Consider the following 16,861-nt stretch of genomic DNA (forward strand, 5'->3'; position numbering starts at 1 on the left):
ACAGCTCCTTTTGTGGGATAATATCCCGAAAGGAGCTGTTTTCATGTGTGTAGTACTTATTCGTTCGCTTTTACTCTATATTCTCGTAATTTTTGCCGTAAGACTTATGGGCAAGCGTCAGCTTGGGGAGCTTCAGCCCTCTGAGCTGGTCATCACTATTTTGGTTTCAAATATAGCTACTCTGCCTATCGAAGATGTGAATATCCCTGTGATAGTCGGGGTAACGCCTATTCTTGCACTTGTGTGCTTTGAAGTTATCGTATCCTGCATAAATCTGAAATTCCCAAAGGTAAGAAGGCTTATTTCTGGAAGTCCGAAAATAGTAGTAAGAGGCGGCTGTATAGAGCGTGATATACTCCGCGAGCTGAGATTTTCCGTGGATGACCTGCTTATGGCACTGCGCAGCAAGGACATTTTTGACCTCAGTGAGGTGCAGTACGCGATCGTTGAAACTACGGGCAGCATATCTGTAATGAAAAAGGCAAGTGAAGATACTCCCACGCGAAGGGATATGAAAATAGCCGCTGACTGTTCCGACCCGCCTGTGCTTATCATATCCGACGGAAGCTTTATCCCGAAGGCTATGGAGTCTATGAAGCTGAGCAGATGTACAGTGGAGACGGTACTGAAAAAACATGATATATCAGTTGAGAATGTCTTTATTATGACTGCTGACAGCTCAGGAAACTGTTTTGTTGCGGACAAACAGGGGAGTCCGCCAAAAAAACTGAGGATAGGTGAGGAAAATGACGAGAGTTAAAATAAGTGCGGCAATACTGTTTCTCCTTGTGGGGATAAGCGCTTTTTCCAGCATATGGGTGAATCATAGATGCGATAATATGCTGAAGGAGATCAATACTATATATGAGCTTGCTGAAAAAGGCGATAAGAAATCGGCACAAAACTATGCTCGAAAGATAAACGCAGACTGGGAAAGCTTCCGTGAAAAGGCTTCTGTGCTGCTGAAATATGACAGGCTTATTGAGATAGACCGTCTGTGCTCGCGGATAGTTCAGCTTACCGAGAATGAGGGGGAAGAAATGAATGCGGAACTGGCTGAGCTCCGCGATATGCTTGAAATGCTGAAAAGCGGCGAAACGCCGCTTCTTAATAGTGTATTCTGATAGCTTTTCACGAAAGAAAGATCATTGGTTTTGTTTAAGTGCGTTGACTTCATCATCACTTAGGGGACGGAAATCGCCTTGCTTCAGTGAAGGATCAAGCTTTAGAGAGCCTATGGAGTCGCGGCGGAGGTAGAATATCCTACAGCCAACAGCCTCCATTATGCGCTTGACCTCATGCTTTTTTCCTTCGTGGATAGTCAGTGTGGCAGAAAAAGCGGAACCATCGGGATTTTTCATGTATTTTTCACGGCGTTCCGCAGGGATAAGCTCCTCAAGCTCGCATATCCTGAATGTTTGGCAGAGTCGTAACCCGGCAGGTCGTGATGTAAAGCCTCTCATGGTTATGCCCTTTTCGATGAGCAGCTTTTTCTCATTGTCAATAGTTCCCACAGCATAGAAGAAATAGGTCTTGCTGATATGTCTGTCGGGCTGCATTATTTTGAAATCAAGATCGCCGTCATCAGTGAGTATAAGCAGTCCGCAGGTATCCTTGTCAAGCCTGCCGACGGGGTGAAGTCTTTTCGCAAGCTCGGCAGGGAAATAGTCCATAACTGTCCTGTGTATAGCGTCTGAACGCGCAGTCACGCAGCCCTGAGGCTTGTTGAACATATAGTAAAGCATTATAATTCTATTGTATCACCTGTTTTAAGGTGGTTTTCGGTAAGATAGCTGTCTGAGAGCTTTATAACCTTTTCGTTATTGCTTTCATCTCTGACTACAACGCTGCACATGGGCTCTTCGCCGTCGGGGACTCCCTCGCAGCCGTAGTCCCATTCGATTATATCGAGTATAGTGTATCTCAAAGCCTTTCCTCCATGATATAATTAAGCAGTCCGCGGCAGCCCTCGTCGATATCGCTGTAAGCCTTGCCGAAATCGCGGCTGTACCACGGGTCCGAAACATCATCGCCCCTGCCTGCGAAGGTGAGGAGCTTGTATATCTTTCCGTCACTGTCGCTGCCGAAAATGCGGTTCATATTGAGGATATTGGCGGTGTCCATGCCGATGAAAAGGTCGTATTTATCATAGTCAGACTTTCTCAGCTGTACGGCAAATTTTCCGCCGCAGCCGATACCATGCTTTGCAAGCTCAGACCTTGCAGGCGGATATACAGGGTTGCCAAGCTCCTCGGTGCTTGTGGCACTTGAATCAATTGATACTCTGTCTGAAAGACCGCTGTCAGCGACCAGCTTTTTCATTATAAATTCCGCCATAGGAGAGCGGCATATATTGCCGTGGCAAACAAACATAATTTTTATCATACGTTTTTTCCTCTCTGATTTGCTCTGTATTGCCGTATTTTGCGCAGTATATCGCGGCATATTTTTTCTACTACCAATTTGGCAGAACGGGGCGAAAACTACAAAACGCGGCAAGTTTTTGCAAACTGCGGATGTCGTTAGTAGTAAAATAGTAGTAGAAATTGGAGTGTTTTACTACTAAGGATTCAGCACTTGGATATTGCCCATCTCGGTCCTTCTTCTCCGATGATCCCATTGAGCGCAAATCCGCATTTCTTAAGCACGCTGATTGAAGCAGCATTTTCAGATTCTGTTTCCGCTTCTATGGCAATGACCTCCTGATGCGAAAACGCCCACTCCAATACCGCTTTGACCACTTCGGTAGCATAACCGTTGTTCTGATATTCTTCGGAGATTCCGTATCCGATCTCTGCAATACCGTTCACAGAAAGCCCTTTGAAGCAGAGTTCCCCGATATGTGTGCCGTCTTTCAGTTCGATCATCCAGATTGCATACCAATCCCATTGATCCGGATGATCCAGACAGCCGTTCAGCATTTCTATGTAAGCAGCTTTCAGGACATCATCAGTCTGCGCTTTGATGAAAGCTTCCATTATATCCTGAGATGCGGCGTATATTTTTAATCTCTCTGTTTCAATCATTTCGCTTCACCTCTCAGATGCATTTTTCGTACTTAATCATTATACCATAATCCTTTCATTTCATCAAGACAAACGGGCAAAAAAATAACGGCTCACCGAAGTGAGCCGTAAGCATTTTTTACATTAAAAAGCAATTATAACTGCGGATTTTTAATGTCCCTCGATATTATTTGAAAATGGAGCGGATTTACATAGAATAAAGAGGTATTCTCCTGCTTTGTCTGTCTCTTTCACAGAACATTCCCTTGTATTTGCTTCAAAGGTCTTGCTTAATTTATCCTGCACTTCAGAGAGAGATAGATCAGAGGAAAAAGTGATGCGTGTCAGACAGTCCACATGATTTCCTGAACCTGATGTATTGCCGGTCTGGGATTCGACAGAGATGATCTCGGTATTGGGAATTGCATCAACAATGTCACGGCGAAGATGTTTTGTCTGTATACCGGTCGAGGCGTGATTGACGATCATACCGAAGATCTCAAAAATTATTAGGAACACAGGTACGGCAATTATTCCGATAAAAACCTTTTTAAGCGTTTTCATAATAACCTCCTAAAAACAGATGCTTGTCTTCCATACGTTTTTCACACGAAGACATTCATATATTTCAGCGAATGAGTTCAGGTTACATATAATTATATCATAATATTTACATTTTATCAAGGCAAACATGAAAAAGCTTAATCGAAGTGAAACGTAAGCATTTTTCATCTTGAAAAGTCAATATAACTGTTGTATACGAATTTTGGGAGACCCTTAGTCAAAAAGGTCTCCCAAAATAAATATATGGTTCTATACCCCTATCAATGAAATGGAACTTTCTGTTGATTTACTCCTCGTCCAGACCAAGCAGTTTTTTCTGTATAGCCTGAGCATCGCCGACAGTAAGACCGTCACCGTTCATATCAGCATTGTATTGACCGTTTACGGTAAGATGATTTTCAGCCGTACCGTCTATACCGTACTTATTAGGATTTGCAAGAGACTGCATTACAAGTACAGCGTCAGACATATCTGTATCTCCGTCGCAGTTTGCATCGCCGTCAGGAGGAGCAAGCAATCCGGCAAGAGGAGGTATCTCCTCAGTTGTAGTTGTGACTATTTTCTCAGGTGATACTATAGAAGTACCTATAAGACCTGTAGTAGTGGTCGTTGTTGTTGTTTCTGTTGCCTCTGTTGTTGTGACAGTAGTACCGATGCAGCCATAGGTAGTGGTTGTGGTTCTTGTTGCGGTAGTAGTACCTATCATTGCAGTAGTAGTTGTTCCTTCAGTGATGTCCTGGTTGATAGCTACACCTGCGGTGTGAACGAGTTCCTCAGGCGGAGTATCGGTAATAATATCAGGACCTGAAACTTCACCTGACATTTTTACTGCTTCCTCCGAAGAAGCATAACCAGTGTTCACGGAAAGCGTCATAGTAACTGTGGCTAAAAGTGATGCTATCTCTTTTGTAAATTTCCTCATTGTTTCATACCTCCGTTTTCTTTGGATAATATTTCAAGTGCAGTAAGTATCTGCACCTGTTCTTCCATACAAGCGGCTTCCGAGATATCTCTTACAGTGCCTGTTGTAGCCATTTTCCTGCAAGCGCAGGAATTACGGCAATACTTAGCTATCTCGCAGCCTTTGCATCTTTCCGATATCATTGAGTAATCAGGGTGAGCTTTTCTTGCTGTTTCAGCCTGAATACCAACGAAAATATCACCGCAGCGATATTCGGGGATATTCTGAAACTGAACGCAGGGATAAAAGCTGCCGTCCCAGTTGATGAAGAGTTTCTTTTTACATATCTCGCATAAGCCTGGATTATTGTTTTTGATGGTGTTCTTTTTTGTAGCGAGCTCATGTACGAATAATTTGGGTATATCAGCTATTTTTCGCCACTGTTCCCGCATGATATCGCCGAAGCTGTCAGGATCGGCAGGGGTGAGAAAAGCATCCATTGTTGCGGAGACTTTTTTTACTCCCAGACCTTTCAGATACATAATATTGTCATACAATTTCGGGAGAGTCTCCTCCGTATAGACGAGCTGTACAAGAGTTTCGGGCTGATATTTCAGTAATAATTTCAGGTTTGCATCGAGAACTGTCGTATCAGCTCCTCGCTCGGTACATTCAATACCGTCGTGGGACATATTGATAATAACGTTTTTTCTCTTGGCGCACCATTTTATGAATTCTTCATCAAGCAGAGTTCCGTTTGTTGTGATGATGAACTGATTTGCTTTGATGCTTTCGCAGTAGTATTTTACGATATCTTTATAAAGTAGTGGTTCACCGCCGAAAAGATATATAATGTCTGCATTATCCTGAAGATTTATGAATTCTGCGATCTTACCTTTTATATCATTATTTATGCAGCCGTATTCAGTGTTCAGATGCCTTTCATAGCAATAGCTGCATTTCAGATTGCATTTGTTTGTGATGCTTATAGTATAATCCATATATCATTTCGCTTCCTTTCGGGCAACGATATGCCTTTTTGTGGCTGTTCATTTATTAGACGTTTGAAATCTCAGAAACTCTCGCTATTTTTCGAGAAAATTATCATTCTTGTGTCGGCAGTTGATAACTCTGTGAAAAAACAGCGAGTTTACGCTGAGATATGCGCAAACTCGCTTTAAAGCTGTTGTTGTGAATTGTAATAATGGCGGAAGGCAGAGCATAAGCATTTATATGCCTGATAAAGCTTTACATCTTCGTCGGGATCAAGATGAGGATCGGTTATCCATTTCTTTTGCTTCTTGACATATCCTGTTGCATCGTCGTTTATAATGAAAACTTTATCTGTAGTAAGATAGAATATGAGCTTAGCACGTATTGTTGTATGCGAATGATTATTGTTGTACCATTGTTGTGAATAACGGTATTTTCTGTGCGAACGCCTTGATGAACTGTCCGTACCTTCATCATAATGGGTATACTTTGTATCAGCTATCATATCAAAGTAAAAACGCCTGAACCGCATTATCGTGCGTATATCTATATGGTCGTTTTCAATGATTATCGTTGCGCCTGATATTCTTTCTGCTGTATATAAGATAAGAAAAATTATTTCGACTGCGGCGCAGAGGGCAAGTATACCGATCAATATTTTTGTGGGCAGCGTATCATGTATATTAAAGCCCAGAAATATGAATAACAAAAACGCGCATATAGAAACGATCCAAGGGATAACGACTCCAAGATATAAGGCTTTTGTTCTATGGTGTATCTTGAATTTCATTTCGGCTCTCTCCTTAAAGTGAATATATCAGTTGTATGGAAAATGCAAAGAAATTATATCATAAAACTATGAAAATAGCAACAGTTGCGGAAAAAAATGTATTTTATCGTGCTTATTGACATTTTAAAGGGAATATGCTATAATTAACATACCATAAAGAGTGCGTTAGGGACAAGCCCAAAGACCGCACAGCAACCTGCAAATGCAAGGTGCTAAAGCTTGAACGATGGGATAATACAGCAAGTCAGCGATCCCATTGTAACTATGGGGTCGCTTTTGTGTTCTTATGGAATATATTTAAGGAGAGTACAGATATGCGTACTATCAGAGAACTATTGGGAACAGATGAAAAGATATGGTTTTACATTGAGAATGAAGGACTTTGGGAGAATTTCCTTGAATTTGCGGCGGAATTCCGCTTCATAAATGTGCCGCGCGACAGGTGGAAATTCGGTCATGTTATTGCTGTACACAAAAGCGGAGAAATGGGACACGTTCCCATATTCATTTGGTGTATATCATTCGGCGAAAATAAATCAGGAGTTCCTGCAAAGTATGATTTCAGAAAGCTGATTGACGGCGAGGAGGATATCAGTTGTAAAGTCGCTCACTTTAAAGGAAGGATCATATGTTGAAAAATACGCTCTGTGGGATATCCTCACAGAGCGCTATTTACATTCGGTATAAAAAATGTGCTTTTTTGCAGAGCAGCTATGCCCCTACATTCAATATTATAACATAATGGCTTATGGTTTTCAATCCGCAACAATAACGAATTTTTTGGCGAAATATTGTGATATTTAACAGCATAAAACTATTGATTTTTTATAAAAAATAAAGTATAATAATTAAAAGAAAGAATATAAATAAAAATGTAGAATGGGGAAAGGGGATTACCGTAAGTTAACCTTCTACATCAGAAGCACGGCATTTTATTTTTTTTTAGAAAAGGAGTTTTTAATATGGGATTTACAGTAATGGGCGTAACTGCAGGACGTAAAAACAGCAATTGCGAAATACTTCTCAAGGAAGCTCTAATGGTCTGTCAGGAATTAGGGGCTGAGATAACCATGATAAATTTAAAGGACTACAATCTTCTTGACTGTACAGGCTGTACATCATGTACCATGGGTATGTCAATGGGAAAGAATACAGGCTGTTCATTGAAGGATAAGGACGATAAGGATAAGATAATGCAGGTAATGCTCAATCAGGACGCAGTAATTTTTGCTGCACCTACATATGCTCTTATGCCTTCATCACTGTTCCTTAAATTCATGCACAGAAACTTAGCCTATGAGTCGGCTTTCCTTACACAGATAGGAGCTATAGAGCCCCGTGACCGAGTAGGCGCACTTATCGCTGTAGGCGGTTCAACACGTTCATGGCAGTCACTTGCACTTGAATGTATGCAGATAACAACAGTTACAAACAGCTTCAAGGTAGTCGATATGTATATGGCTACCGAGGTGCCTGCACCTGCACAGGTACTCCTTTATGAGGAGAAATTAGCCCGTGCAAGAGAAATAGGACAGAACGTTATGAAGGCACTGAATACACCTCCTGCTGAAAGAAAGTGGCTGGGCGATCCCGATACAGGCTGGTGTCCGAATTGTCACAGCAACAGTCTCTGCTTAGGCGACCGTCAGTGGAAGGGACTTCAGTATCCTATCGAGTGTACTGTCTGCGGAGCAGGCGGAGACCTTGTCAAGACCGAGGACGGAAAGTGGAAATTCGTTATCGCTCCAAACGGACTTGAGCGTGACAGAACTACCGAGGAAGGACGCGGAGTTCATTGCGACGAGATAGCCGAGGTACAGGGAGGCTTCTTTATGAACCCCGATGCACGCGCAGAGGTGGCTCAGAAGCTTGAAAAGTACAAAAAGATAACCTTCAAGGGTATCTGATGATATGAAAAGATAAAAGGCAGAACCGATATTGGCTCTGCCTTTTACCTTTACTATATTTTATTCAGGAGCTTACTTGATAAAGAAGGCACCACTGCCTGCGTTGTCAACGTCGTCGGACCATACCATGCCTGTAGCGTCGCCTCTTTCGGAGATGCTGATATAGCCTGTTCCGCCTGTATATACTGTTTCGCTTGCAACAGAGCCGTCAACAGAATAAGTCAGTATGCTTTTTGAGCAGTTGTTATAGTGGAGCACAGCTCTGCCGTCAAATGCGCCTGTGATGTACCACTGTGTGGATTGATTTTCGGCGGTCTTGCGTGAGATCTTTACATTATAATCAGTACCATTGACATTATCAATAGTCATGCTGAATAATCCGTTATTCTCATCAACGTATAAGCCTGCGAAAGGATCATCGGTAACTAATGAAGCGTGTGAGCCTGCTGCATCGGCAGCAGCATCATTTGCAGCAGAAACAGCCTCTGTAACAGCTGTTTCGGTTGCAGCTTCAGCGGCAGTTGTTGTAGTTTCGGCAGCTGTATCGGCAGCGGCAGTTGTTGTTGCAGCAGCCTCCTCCTGTGAAGCAGCAGTTGTTGCCTCAGCAGAAGCTGCGGTAGTTGTTACGGCAGATGAAGGGCGGTTTGGTTTCTGGTGTACCTCTTCCTCGCCGCAGCTGCAAAGTGCCATTGTCATAATAAGGGCGAAAACAAATCTTTTTTTCATAATATCCTCTCCTGTTTGAAATAAATTGTTCCGATTGTGCGTTTTTGTATTGCACAATTGCTTTTCATAAGAAACAAACGACACAACATAAGAAAATGTGTCATATTATTCGCAATTTCAGCGTTTTATACAACAAAATTCCTCATATGTTATGGGAAACGAGTATAAATTCAGCTTTATATGTGCGGAATATTATTATAATAGTATAAGTGCGATGCAGTATCGGATATGCGGAAAGCTGAGTGTACCGCAAAAAACGGTTTGCCTGCCGCAAAAAACGACTTGTAAAAATACTGCCATATGATAAAATCAAATTAGTATAAGGCTCGGTGAACGGGCAGAAAGAGAGGGGATTTGCCCAATGATAAGAAACGCTCTTAAAAAGCTGTCTTTAGTTGCAGCATTTGCTTGTATAATGAGTACATTTACAGGCTGCGGTCAGAATAACAAGGACGACAGCGGCAATAAAAAGGTGTTCCATGAAAATACAACAGGCACAATTGACGGATATGATTATGAACTGTGGAAGGACGAGGGAGATACCACATTTACCGTTGACTCTAAGGGCGGTACCTTTTCGTGCGAATGGGAGAATATAAATAATGCTCTTTTCCGCCGCGGAAAGAAGTACGACTGCACAAAGACCTATGAGGAACTCGGAAATATGTCCATTGATTACGGTGTTGATTACCAGCCTGTGGGCAATTCCTATATGTGCGTCTACGGCTGGACAAGAGAGCCGCTTATAGAGTACTACATAGTAGAATCATGGGGTAGCTGGAGACCGCCCGGAGCACCTGCTGCACTTGGTACGGTAACAGTTGACGGCGGTACTTATGATATATATAAGACCACAAGATACGAACAGCCTTCCATAGACGGCACACAGACCTTTGACCAGTACTGGAGCGTAAGACGCAGAAAGCCTGAGGGTGACGGCAACAAGATAGAGGGTACTATATCTATATCAAAGCACTTCGATGCGTGGAAGAAATGCGGACTTGAGCTTGGAAAAATGTACGAGGTTGCACTTACCATAGAGGGCTATCAGTCACAGGGCAAGGCTACTATATATAAGAATGACCTTAAAGTGGGCGGTACTTATTCCGAGGCGACTGATACAGAGGTAACAGTTGACTACGACGCTATCGCACAGCTTGAAGAATCAGTAACAGGTGAAGACCCCACAGAAGCAGGCTTTTTCGATATCAGCTTTGAAGACGGCGCAGAGGGCTGGATACCACGCGGCGGCTCGCTGGTAACTGTAGATAAGGAAAACTCGTCTGACGGCAGTCAGTCACTGTTTGTAAGCGGCAGAACAGATAACTGGAACGGTGCGGCTATTATGCTAAGCAGTGATACCTACAAGGCAGGCAAGGCTTATAAATTCTCAGCTAAGGCGATGCAGAAAAGCGGTGAGGAAGTGCAGATGAAGCTTACCATGCAATACAACGACGGTACAGAAAAGTATGACGAGGTCGCACTGGTAACAGCAAAGAGCGGCGAGTGGGTGACACTTTCAAATGACGCATATGTTATCCCCGAGGGTGCGGAGTCCTTACAGCTTTATGTGGAGTCTCCCGACAGCCTTACCGATTTTTATATAGATGAGGTATCAGGAGCAGAATAAGCTTTTATGCCTGTAAATCGCAGATTACAGAGCCGATCACAGTGGTCGGCTCTTTATATTTTAAAATCTGAAAAATTTTTGTGACACAAAACATTAAGTATCCGTTTGTATATAGTGAAAGCTGCCATGGAAGCTTTCAAAGGCAGTGAGAACGCTAAGTTCCACAGCCAAAGGATTCAAAAAGGAGGGTACCGCATGACAGGCGGCGAATATCTTAAACTTCTGGAAAAGTCTCAGAAGAAGGCACATGAGCAACTGTTTGAGGAATATTACAGCTATGTCCGTGCAATAGCATTTAACAGGCTCAGGACCGTTGGTACGAATGAAGATGTAGAGGAGTGTATAAGTGATATATTTGCACGTATATTCTTTACATTCGGTGAAAAGTATAACAACGGCGACATGAAGCCATTTATAGGAGTAGTGGCTAAGCGGATAAGCATTGACCATTACAGGAGCCTTATGCGCCATACTGATAAAACATTTTCAATAGATGAAGATACGAGCCGTGAGCTGGGTTCAGACGAGGATCTTGTCAGCGACAGCGAGAAGGTTGAGCTCAGACGTATACTGATCGACAGTATCAATTCATTGGGAGAACCTGATTCAACAATTATAATACAGAAATACTATTACGACAAACCATCGCAGCAGATCGGAGAATTACTATCAATGAAGCCGTCAACAGTACGTATGCGCTGTAAAAGAGCGGTCGAAAAACTTCGCAGTATACTTGTTAAAAGAGGTATAAAGGAGGAAATGATATGAAAGATCTAAAGCTTGATATACTTAACAGAGCCGATGATGATATCATTGATAGTCTCGTTCCATTTTCGTCAGATGACAAAAAGACAAAAAAGAGGATACTTGCAATGAGTGAGAAGAAGTTTGCAGAATTACAGAGAGGTTCAGAATCGGAAAAAGACGAAATAAGTGTCCGCGGCGTTGAGCAGTACCGCCGTCCCGTATGGTATAAGCCGCTGTGCGCAGCAGCAGCCCTTGTTATAATGGCAGGCGGATTTGGTATGTTCAAATTTATGGGCAGAACAAGTGGAAGGCAGTTTGCCGAGGGAGATCCCGATAAGGCAGCAGCTACAACAGAGGCTGAGACAACAACAGCAGCAGAGACAACAGAGGCAATAACAGAAAATACAACAGATATAACGGGAGATGCGTCAGTAAACCTTAATGGTCATACATTTGAAGAACTGAAGGGTATTGCCGACAGCCTTTTACCTCATTATATCGAAGCGAGAAATCTATATTCTGAAGAATACATTGATATGAGAGGCGAGCAGCTTAAAGTAAATTCATCGTATTTCAAAGTGGATATGATATATTATAAGCTCAATAATCCTAACTTCAGTTCATACGACGAGCTTAAAAATTATTACGGTCAGTATTTCATTGATCCCGAAAGAAGCTTCTATTGCTTTAACGTAGGAAATGATCTTTCGGTACTGGAAAATGATGAGAATATTCATGCTATGATCGAATACAACGGCGAATTATACGTACATGAGAATCTTACTGCTACTGTGCCTGATTATGCGGCTGTAGAGCCTATTGCAGAAAAGCCCAGTCAGGTAAGGGAAAACTCCTTTGAATGGCAGAGAGTAACACCTCATCAGGCTGATGATGATTATCTTTACGGTGACGAAAGCTATGTATGCATTATGGATATGGAGATCCTGAAAGACGATGACGGAGTATGGAAAATAGCATCGTGTCAGCCGTCTTCTACAGAAAAGGACAGCTATGACTTTAATTCGGATTTCCCGATGGGTTCAATAGAAAAAGAGGTCTCAGAAAGAACAAATACCGATTATGATACTGTATATGATACCGTCAAGGCATATTTAAAGTCTGAGTATAATTATACAGGAAAACTTTCATGGGGCTTCTGTGATGAACTTTACGATGGTGTAGAGATCATTGAGGAAAACTATGTAAACAACAAAAACTGGATGATCTGTACTTGCTCTGAAAATCTCAATGGAGGCGGCATTCTTATACTTTTCTTGGACGAAAACGGTACTATTTTCGGAAAAAAGATAACACATTAATTGAATACTCTCCTTCGGTTTAAGCCGAGGGAGAGTTTTTGATTTATATAATAGTGACTTTTTCGGCTGTCGGCGCGATTATAAATTGTAGAGGAGTGTTCTGCTTATTTGTTTATAATGCAGCCGAAAATACCCGAATTTATGCCCGCAATGTCCAATTCTGCCGATTTTATACGATTATAATATGTAGGGAGACAAAGTGTACTTTCGTTTGATATGACATTACCGCATACTCTCTGACAGCTGATAATTTCTCGTAAAAACAACTTCCCCCTCAGGCAGTTGGAGAAATAAAACTGTCTGAAGGGGAATGTATCAAGGAATGTGGGATATGATGATGTCTTTATTCATTATACAGAAGTGAGATCTGTATTGCGAGGGCGTCGTTCATAGTAACGCCGTCGTTATCGCCGTAAACATCGGCATTTATCTGACCCTGCTCTGAAAGCTGGTATTTATTTGGATTAGCAAGCGACTGCATGATAATAACTGTGTCGGAAAGATCTTTTCCGCCGTCAATATTTGCATCGCCCTTTAATGTTGAAACTTCCTGTGGGATATCAAGTGCTATATCGTTTGGAGTATTCTTTAATGGCTTGAATTCTGAAGTATCAACTGCCTCACCCTTAGAAGGCTGGCTCAGGATAGTAAATTTTCCTGCTTCTTCTTCAGTGTTGTGATAGTCTGTTGCGCTGTACCAGCCGAAGTATGAATCATATTCATACCAGCCCGAGATCTTGATATGAGTACCGATCTTGAGGTCCTTATAGCCGGGATTGTCAGTGCGGAAAGCAAACTTGTAACCGCCCTCAACAGTGAAAATATCATCGTATTCAATGCCTATTATCTGAACGTCTTCTAACTCAGGTGCATACTGAATATTAAAATCAGCAGACAGTCTTTTATCTATAATCTTTCTCTTGCTGAAGTCCTTCTGTATCTCTATCTCAGCATATTTCTCATAGTCATTGCTCTCGGAAACTATTTCATAATCTCCTGTAAATGCACCGAATGCATCTATGCCCGAGAAATAATGGAAATAGCCCGAAACCTTTATAACATCGCCTCTGCCGAGCTCATAGGTATCATGGTCAGCCGTGCTAAAGCTCCATCTTGTACCGTCATCGGCAACGATAATAAATGAATCTATTTCCTTTACAGTTACTTCCCTCTCAAACTTGTAAAGTGCATAGTCATAAAAATGTATTGGATATTTGCCCTCAGGCTGTGAACCTCCAAGAGAATATCTGTATTCGGCGGCAGTTGTTGTGGTAGTAGTAGCGCAGGTAGTGATGTCGTTAACATTAGTAGTTGTAGTAACTATTTCTTCCTCTTCGACCCAGTTGCCGTTTTCATCTTCATAACCGCCGTATACGTTATAGCCTACAACGTAATCGCAGATACCCATATAGCTGTCAACATTGTAGAACATATCGGTATCCTTGTCGTAAGCGAATTCGCCTTCGATACTGATGCAGTTGTTCTTCTTGAACATATCTGTGTAATTCTGCAAGCCGCTGCTTACAAAGAACTTCATACCGTTATCGACGATGATAGTATCCTTGTCGGCTTCCATAACATAAGTGCCGAAATGACCTATCTCAATGTGCGGGAGCTCTGCGAGCTTTTCGTCCAGCTCTTTGTTTTCCTTGGTCTCGCTCTGTACAAGCTTTATATCGGCAGTGCAGTTAAGGTAAAGATCCTGTGACTCGCTATAAGCGAATTCACCTTTAATGCTTATCTTGTTGCCCTTCTGGAACATACCTGTATATCTTTTCTTCTCGCCGCTGTCAATATAGAGTTTCTTGCCGTCATCAAGTGTGAGGACTTCGTATGAAGCGTCAACGACTTCTGCACACTCGTATTCAAGCTGGACTCTCGGGAGTATGATACCGCTTGAAGGCTGGGGTTCAGCATTTGGTCCAGGAGGATCAATACCGATCGCAACTATGATAGAAGGCTCTTTTACAGCAGCATTTGCGAAAACAGGGGTCTGTGAACCAATTGCCATTGCGCATGAAAGTATGGCAGCTAAGCTTTTTTTGATGTTCATTGTAATACCTCCTTGTGGATTTAGTAGTATTTGCAGGCATGACCTACGGGGCTGTCACACCTGCATTACTGGGGGGATGGGTTATTGAGAGCGTCCTCTCAAATGTGTAATAGAAAAAGCGGTTTTAAAACCTTTACACTTATTAGTCCCGAAAAAATAAAAAAACACTCACCTTTTTTCAAAAAAAATTTTTTTGAAGCCAAAATTTTTTTCAGAACTTGAAATGGTGCCATGTTTTATTAGTCAAAAATAAAAAATATAATTTTTCAGTGAGTGTTTTTGGCTGAAACAGAGACTAATATATAAATGGTATAATAATGTATAGGAGGCAGAGGCATGGAACTATTACTTGATAGCAAGTCTACACCGTATAACAACAGCTTTGTATCATACGGCGGCAGTGCTGATGTGTATCGTAATATTTTTGCCGCAGTACAGGATATATTTTTGCAGACAGGCTGTCTTACTATCTTTGAAAAGCTATTTGAAGCAACATCAGCCGACAGGATAAAGAGCGAAAAGGGCTCTAATAATTACGGCAGATTTTTAAACGGCGACAATGACGGAATGACAGAACTTATCCGTGAATACAAGGACGGACTTTCACTTTATATCAACAGTATGGTACGCAATATCTGCGAAGCCGAGGAGCTTATGGAGGAGGTCTTTGTTGAACTGATAATGAAAAAGCCCAAGTACTCGGGAAAAAGCTCATTCAAGACATGGCTTTACGCTATCGGCAGGAACATTACATACGATTATCTGAGAAAGCGTTCAAAGAATTATGATCTTCCCATAGACGAGCTTTATGACGTATCCGACGAGGAAAACCTTGAAAAATCATACATACAGCAGGAGCAGAATATAGCTTTATACAGAGCGCTGGGCAATGTAAATACCGATTATGGACAGGCGTTGCATCTTGTGTATATCGAAGGACTGAGCATAAAGGAAGCGGCTCAGGTAATGAAAAAGACCAAGAAGCAGGTAGAAAACCTTGTCTGTCGCGGTAAAAAGGCTATGAGAGTTCAGCTTGAGAAGGAGGGCTTTGTGTATGAAGGATTATATTCAGGTAAGTGAAAGTGTCTTTCGCAAAGCCGAGGAGCGTATGGCGGAGAAGAAACGCCATTCAATGAAAGTAAAGCGCAATACTTTAGCAGCAACAAGTGCGGCAGCTGTGCTTTTTGTGGTGCTTATGCAGAATGAAAGCATAAGCAACGCTATAAAGTCATTCCCTAAGTTTGTAAGCAATGTATGGTCGGGAGAGGAGACTACAACTACTCAGCTCACCACACAGACAACAGTTACAACTACTGCTGAGGTGACTACAACAGAGACTACAGAGGCTTCTACTACAGATACGGAAGCAACTTCGACAACAACAACTACTACGACCACTACAGAGCCTGTTACAACAGAACAGCCTGTTACAGAAACCGTATCGCCTATAGCTGATCTGCCGAGAGTCTATACGGGAACATGGGCAGATGTAGTTTCTGTTTCTGCCAATGATGATATGCTTGTCCTTGATAATGGACTTCGTATAGGTTTGGCATACAGTGAAAAAGATTTAAGAGGAGAATTCAAGGCAGGGGACAGTATAAAATATGAAGGTACATTTGCATATGACAAAAAGAAAAATATTTATTACTTCATAAAGGGCTGGCTTGAAATAGACCCATGGAGCCTTGCACCGCCAAAGCTTGAACCCGATAGCGACGCTGAGGAATATACGGAACCCGATTATGATGATTATACAGATCCCTATTACGATGATTATACAGAGCCGGAGGATCTTGAAGAGTATAATACTGTCGAAGATGAATACAGATTTGTATATATTGAGGACGGTGCGCCTGCAATGGATTATTCGGATATACTTGACAGCCCGGATTTCAAGTTTGTTAATCGACAGTTCTATAAGATAAAGGGTAATAATATAAGAATAAAGGCTGTAGAATATCCTTATATCACTACAGAAGACGGACAAAAGTGGTTCTTTATAGCTAATGCTGACGGTCTCACGGAAGATGAGAAAAGAGAGCTGAAAGCAGGTGATATCATCAGCTTTATCGGCTATTTTGATTATTTAGATTATGAAGATGTACTGAGTAGCCTTGAAAGCCACATTACAAAGGAAAAAGCCATTGCAGATAACGTCGTTGAAGCTGATTATAAAGGTCAGAAACTGATACATTAATAATAAATAAGGGCGCACATAAGCCT

General features: G+C 41.9%; 19 protein-coding genes and 1 riboswitch. Of the genes, 9 read left to right on the forward strand and 10 right to left on the reverse strand.

Going from position 1 to position 16,861, the window contains the following annotated elements:
• Positions 1–43 precede the first annotated feature (43 nt).
• On the forward strand, positions 44–760 hold the full coding sequence (locus BUB28_RS06825; RefSeq protein ID WP_072950092.1) for a DUF421 domain-containing protein: 717 nt from the start codon (positions 44–46) through the stop codon (positions 758–760).
• Positions 747–1,124, forward strand: a complete 378-nt coding sequence (locus BUB28_RS06830) for a DUF4363 family protein (protein ID WP_072950094.1) — start codon at positions 747–749, stop codon at positions 1,122–1,124. Before BUB28_RS06825 ends, BUB28_RS06830 begins: the two co-directional genes overlap by 14 nt.
• Positions 1,125–1,145: 21 nt before the next feature.
• On the opposite strand, the gene BUB28_RS06835 is transcribed toward BUB28_RS06830, so the two are convergent.
• The 8 genes from BUB28_RS06835 to BUB28_RS06870 form a co-directional block, all read right to left on the reverse strand.
• Positions 1,146–1,745, reverse strand: coding sequence for a pseudouridine synthase (locus BUB28_RS06835; RefSeq protein ID WP_072950096.1), 600 nt, complete (start codon positions 1,743–1,745; stop codon positions 1,146–1,148).
• Positions 1,745–1,927 (reverse strand): hypothetical protein, encoded by a 183-nt coding sequence (locus BUB28_RS06840; protein ID WP_072950098.1) that lies wholly within the window; start codon positions 1,925–1,927, stop codon positions 1,745–1,747. Before BUB28_RS06840 ends, BUB28_RS06835 begins: the two co-directional genes overlap by 1 nt.
• Complete coding sequence (locus tag BUB28_RS06845) at positions 1,924–2,385, reverse strand: low molecular weight protein-tyrosine-phosphatase (RefSeq protein ID WP_072950099.1); 462 nt, start codon at positions 2,383–2,385, stop codon at positions 1,924–1,926. The genes BUB28_RS06840 and BUB28_RS06845 overlap by 4 nt, the downstream gene beginning before the upstream one ends.
• Positions 2,386–2,570: 185 nt before the next feature.
• Positions 2,571–3,026: a GNAT family N-acetyltransferase gene (locus BUB28_RS06850; protein ID WP_072950101.1), complete on the reverse strand. Its 456-nt coding sequence runs from the start codon at positions 3,024–3,026 to the stop codon at positions 2,571–2,573.
• Positions 3,027–3,176: 150 nt separating this feature from the next.
• Positions 3,177–3,569, reverse strand: coding sequence for a hypothetical protein (locus BUB28_RS06855; protein ID WP_072950103.1), 393 nt, complete (start codon positions 3,567–3,569; stop codon positions 3,177–3,179).
• 286 nt (positions 3,570–3,855) lie between these two features.
• On the reverse strand, positions 3,856–4,491 hold the full coding sequence (locus BUB28_RS06860) for a dockerin type I repeat-containing protein (RefSeq protein ID WP_072950105.1): 636 nt from the start codon (positions 4,489–4,491) through the stop codon (positions 3,856–3,858).
• A complete protein-coding gene (locus BUB28_RS06865; RefSeq protein ID WP_072950107.1) occupies positions 4,488–5,471 on the reverse strand; it encodes a radical SAM/SPASM domain-containing protein in 984 nt (327 codons plus the stop codon). Before BUB28_RS06865 ends, BUB28_RS06860 begins: the two co-directional genes overlap by 4 nt.
• A 176-nt stretch (positions 5,472–5,647) precedes the next feature.
• Entirely contained in the window at positions 5,648–6,253 is a 606-nt protein-coding gene (locus BUB28_RS06870) for a hypothetical protein (protein WP_072950108.1), read from the reverse strand.
• A gap of 148 nt (positions 6,254–6,401) precedes the next feature.
• A riboswitch (SAM riboswitch) is annotated at positions 6,402–6,486 on the forward strand.
• An 81-nt stretch (positions 6,487–6,567) separates the two neighbouring features.
• Here BUB28_RS06870 and BUB28_RS06875 point away from each other — a divergent pair.
• Both BUB28_RS06875 and BUB28_RS06880 read left to right on the forward strand, forming a co-directional pair.
• Positions 6,568–6,888 (forward strand): hypothetical protein, encoded by a 321-nt coding sequence (locus tag BUB28_RS06875; protein WP_072950110.1) that lies wholly within the window; start codon positions 6,568–6,570, stop codon positions 6,886–6,888.
• 327 nt (positions 6,889–7,215) lie between these two features.
• Positions 7,216–8,160: a flavodoxin family protein gene (locus BUB28_RS06880; protein ID WP_072950111.1), complete on the forward strand. Its 945-nt coding sequence runs from the start codon at positions 7,216–7,218 to the stop codon at positions 8,158–8,160.
• Between the two features lie 72 nt (positions 8,161–8,232).
• Here BUB28_RS06880 and BUB28_RS06885 read toward each other — a convergent pair whose 3' ends face one another.
• A complete protein-coding gene (locus tag BUB28_RS06885; protein WP_072950113.1) occupies positions 8,233–8,886 on the reverse strand; it encodes a hypothetical protein in 654 nt (217 codons plus the stop codon).
• A 361-nt stretch (positions 8,887–9,247) separates the two neighbouring features.
• Here BUB28_RS06885 and BUB28_RS06890 point away from each other — a divergent pair, with 361 nt between their 5' ends.
• The 3 genes from BUB28_RS06890 (at position 9,248) to BUB28_RS06900 (ending at position 12,582) form a co-directional block, all read left to right on the forward strand.
• Positions 9,248–10,516 carry a glycoside hydrolase family 11 protein gene (locus BUB28_RS06890; protein ID WP_072950114.1) on the forward strand — a complete coding sequence of 423 codons (1,269 nt, stop codon included), beginning with the start codon at positions 9,248–9,250 and terminating at the stop codon, positions 10,514–10,516.
• Between the two features lie 195 nt (positions 10,517–10,711).
• On the forward strand, positions 10,712–11,284 hold the full coding sequence (locus BUB28_RS06895; RefSeq protein ID WP_072950116.1) for an RNA polymerase sigma factor: 573 nt from the start codon (positions 10,712–10,714) through the stop codon (positions 11,282–11,284).
• Positions 11,281–12,582, forward strand: a complete 1,302-nt coding sequence (locus tag BUB28_RS06900; RefSeq protein ID WP_072950118.1) for a hypothetical protein — start codon at positions 11,281–11,283, stop codon at positions 12,580–12,582. The genes BUB28_RS06895 and BUB28_RS06900 overlap by 4 nt, the downstream gene beginning before the upstream one ends.
• A gap of 343 nt (positions 12,583–12,925) precedes the next feature.
• On the opposite strand, the gene BUB28_RS17565 is transcribed toward BUB28_RS06900, so the two are convergent.
• A complete protein-coding gene (locus BUB28_RS17565) occupies positions 12,926–14,635 on the reverse strand; it encodes a hypothetical protein (protein WP_072950119.1) in 1,710 nt (569 codons plus the stop codon).
• 336 nt (positions 14,636–14,971) lie between these two features.
• On the opposite strand from BUB28_RS17565, the gene BUB28_RS06910 reads away from it, so the two are divergent.
• Both BUB28_RS06910 and BUB28_RS06915 read left to right on the forward strand, forming a co-directional pair.
• Positions 14,972–15,715, forward strand: coding sequence for an RNA polymerase sigma factor (locus BUB28_RS06910; RefSeq protein WP_242939954.1), 744 nt, complete (start codon positions 14,972–14,974; stop codon positions 15,713–15,715).
• The gene (locus BUB28_RS06915; RefSeq protein ID WP_072950121.1) at positions 15,690–16,835 is read left to right on the forward strand and encodes a hypothetical protein; all 1,146 of its coding nucleotides are present in this window, start codon (positions 15,690–15,692) and stop codon (positions 16,833–16,835) included. Before BUB28_RS06910 ends, BUB28_RS06915 begins: the two co-directional genes overlap by 26 nt.
• Positions 16,836–16,861 lie beyond the last annotated feature (26 nt).

Origin of the sequence: Ruminococcus flavefaciens (assembly GCF_900143025.1) — a bacterium.
Classification (GTDB): domain Bacteria; phylum Bacillota; class Clostridia; order Oscillospirales; family Ruminococcaceae; genus Ruminococcus; species Ruminococcus flavefaciens_I.

Bases quoted from the DNA above. Each gene is read 5' to 3' on its own strand.
- BUB28_RS06825 (WP_072950092.1), top strand. From the start codon at position 44: ATGTGTGTAGTACTTATTCGTTCGCTTTTACTCTATATTCTCGTAATT.
- BUB28_RS06830 (WP_072950094.1), top strand. From the start codon at position 747: ATGACGAGAGTTAAAATAAGTGCGGCAATACTGTTTCTCCTTGTGGGG.
- BUB28_RS06835 (WP_072950096.1), bottom strand. From the start codon at position 1,745: ATGCTTTACTATATGTTCAACAAGCCTCAGGGCTGCGTGACTGCGCGT.
- BUB28_RS06845 (WP_072950099.1), bottom strand. From the start codon at position 2,385: ATGATAAAAATTATGTTTGTTTGCCACGGCAATATATGCCGCTCTCCT.
- BUB28_RS06850 (WP_072950101.1), bottom strand. From the start codon at position 3,026: ATGATTGAAACAGAGAGATTAAAAATATACGCCGCATCTCAGGATATA.
- BUB28_RS06855 (WP_072950103.1), bottom strand. From the start codon at position 3,569: ATGAAAACGCTTAAAAAGGTTTTTATCGGAATAATTGCCGTACCTGTG.
- BUB28_RS06860 (WP_072950105.1), bottom strand. From the start codon at position 4,491: ATGAGGAAATTTACAAAAGAGATAGCATCACTTTTAGCCACAGTTACT.
- BUB28_RS06865 (WP_072950107.1), bottom strand. From the start codon at position 5,471: ATGGATTATACTATAAGCATCACAAACAAATGCAATCTGAAATGCAGC.
- BUB28_RS06870 (WP_072950108.1), bottom strand. From the start codon at position 6,253: ATGAAATTCAAGATACACCATAGAACAAAAGCCTTATATCTTGGAGTC.
- BUB28_RS06875 (WP_072950110.1), top strand. From the start codon at position 6,568: ATGCGTACTATCAGAGAACTATTGGGAACAGATGAAAAGATATGGTTT.
- BUB28_RS06880 (WP_072950111.1), top strand. From the start codon at position 7,216: ATGGGATTTACAGTAATGGGCGTAACTGCAGGACGTAAAAACAGCAAT.
- BUB28_RS06885 (WP_072950113.1), bottom strand. From the start codon at position 8,886: ATGAAAAAAAGATTTGTTTTCGCCCTTATTATGACAATGGCACTTTGC.
- BUB28_RS06890 (WP_072950114.1), top strand. From the start codon at position 9,248: ATGATAAGAAACGCTCTTAAAAAGCTGTCTTTAGTTGCAGCATTTGCT.
- BUB28_RS06895 (WP_072950116.1), top strand. From the start codon at position 10,712: ATGACAGGCGGCGAATATCTTAAACTTCTGGAAAAGTCTCAGAAGAAG.
- BUB28_RS06900 (WP_072950118.1), top strand. From the start codon at position 11,281: ATGAAAGATCTAAAGCTTGATATACTTAACAGAGCCGATGATGATATC.
- BUB28_RS17565 (WP_072950119.1), bottom strand. From the start codon at position 14,635: ATGAACATCAAAAAAAGCTTAGCTGCCATACTTTCATGCGCAATGGCA.
- BUB28_RS06910 (WP_242939954.1), top strand. From the start codon at position 14,972: ATGGAACTATTACTTGATAGCAAGTCTACACCGTATAACAACAGCTTT.
- BUB28_RS06915 (WP_072950121.1), top strand. From the start codon at position 15,690: ATGAAGGATTATATTCAGGTAAGTGAAAGTGTCTTTCGCAAAGCCGAG.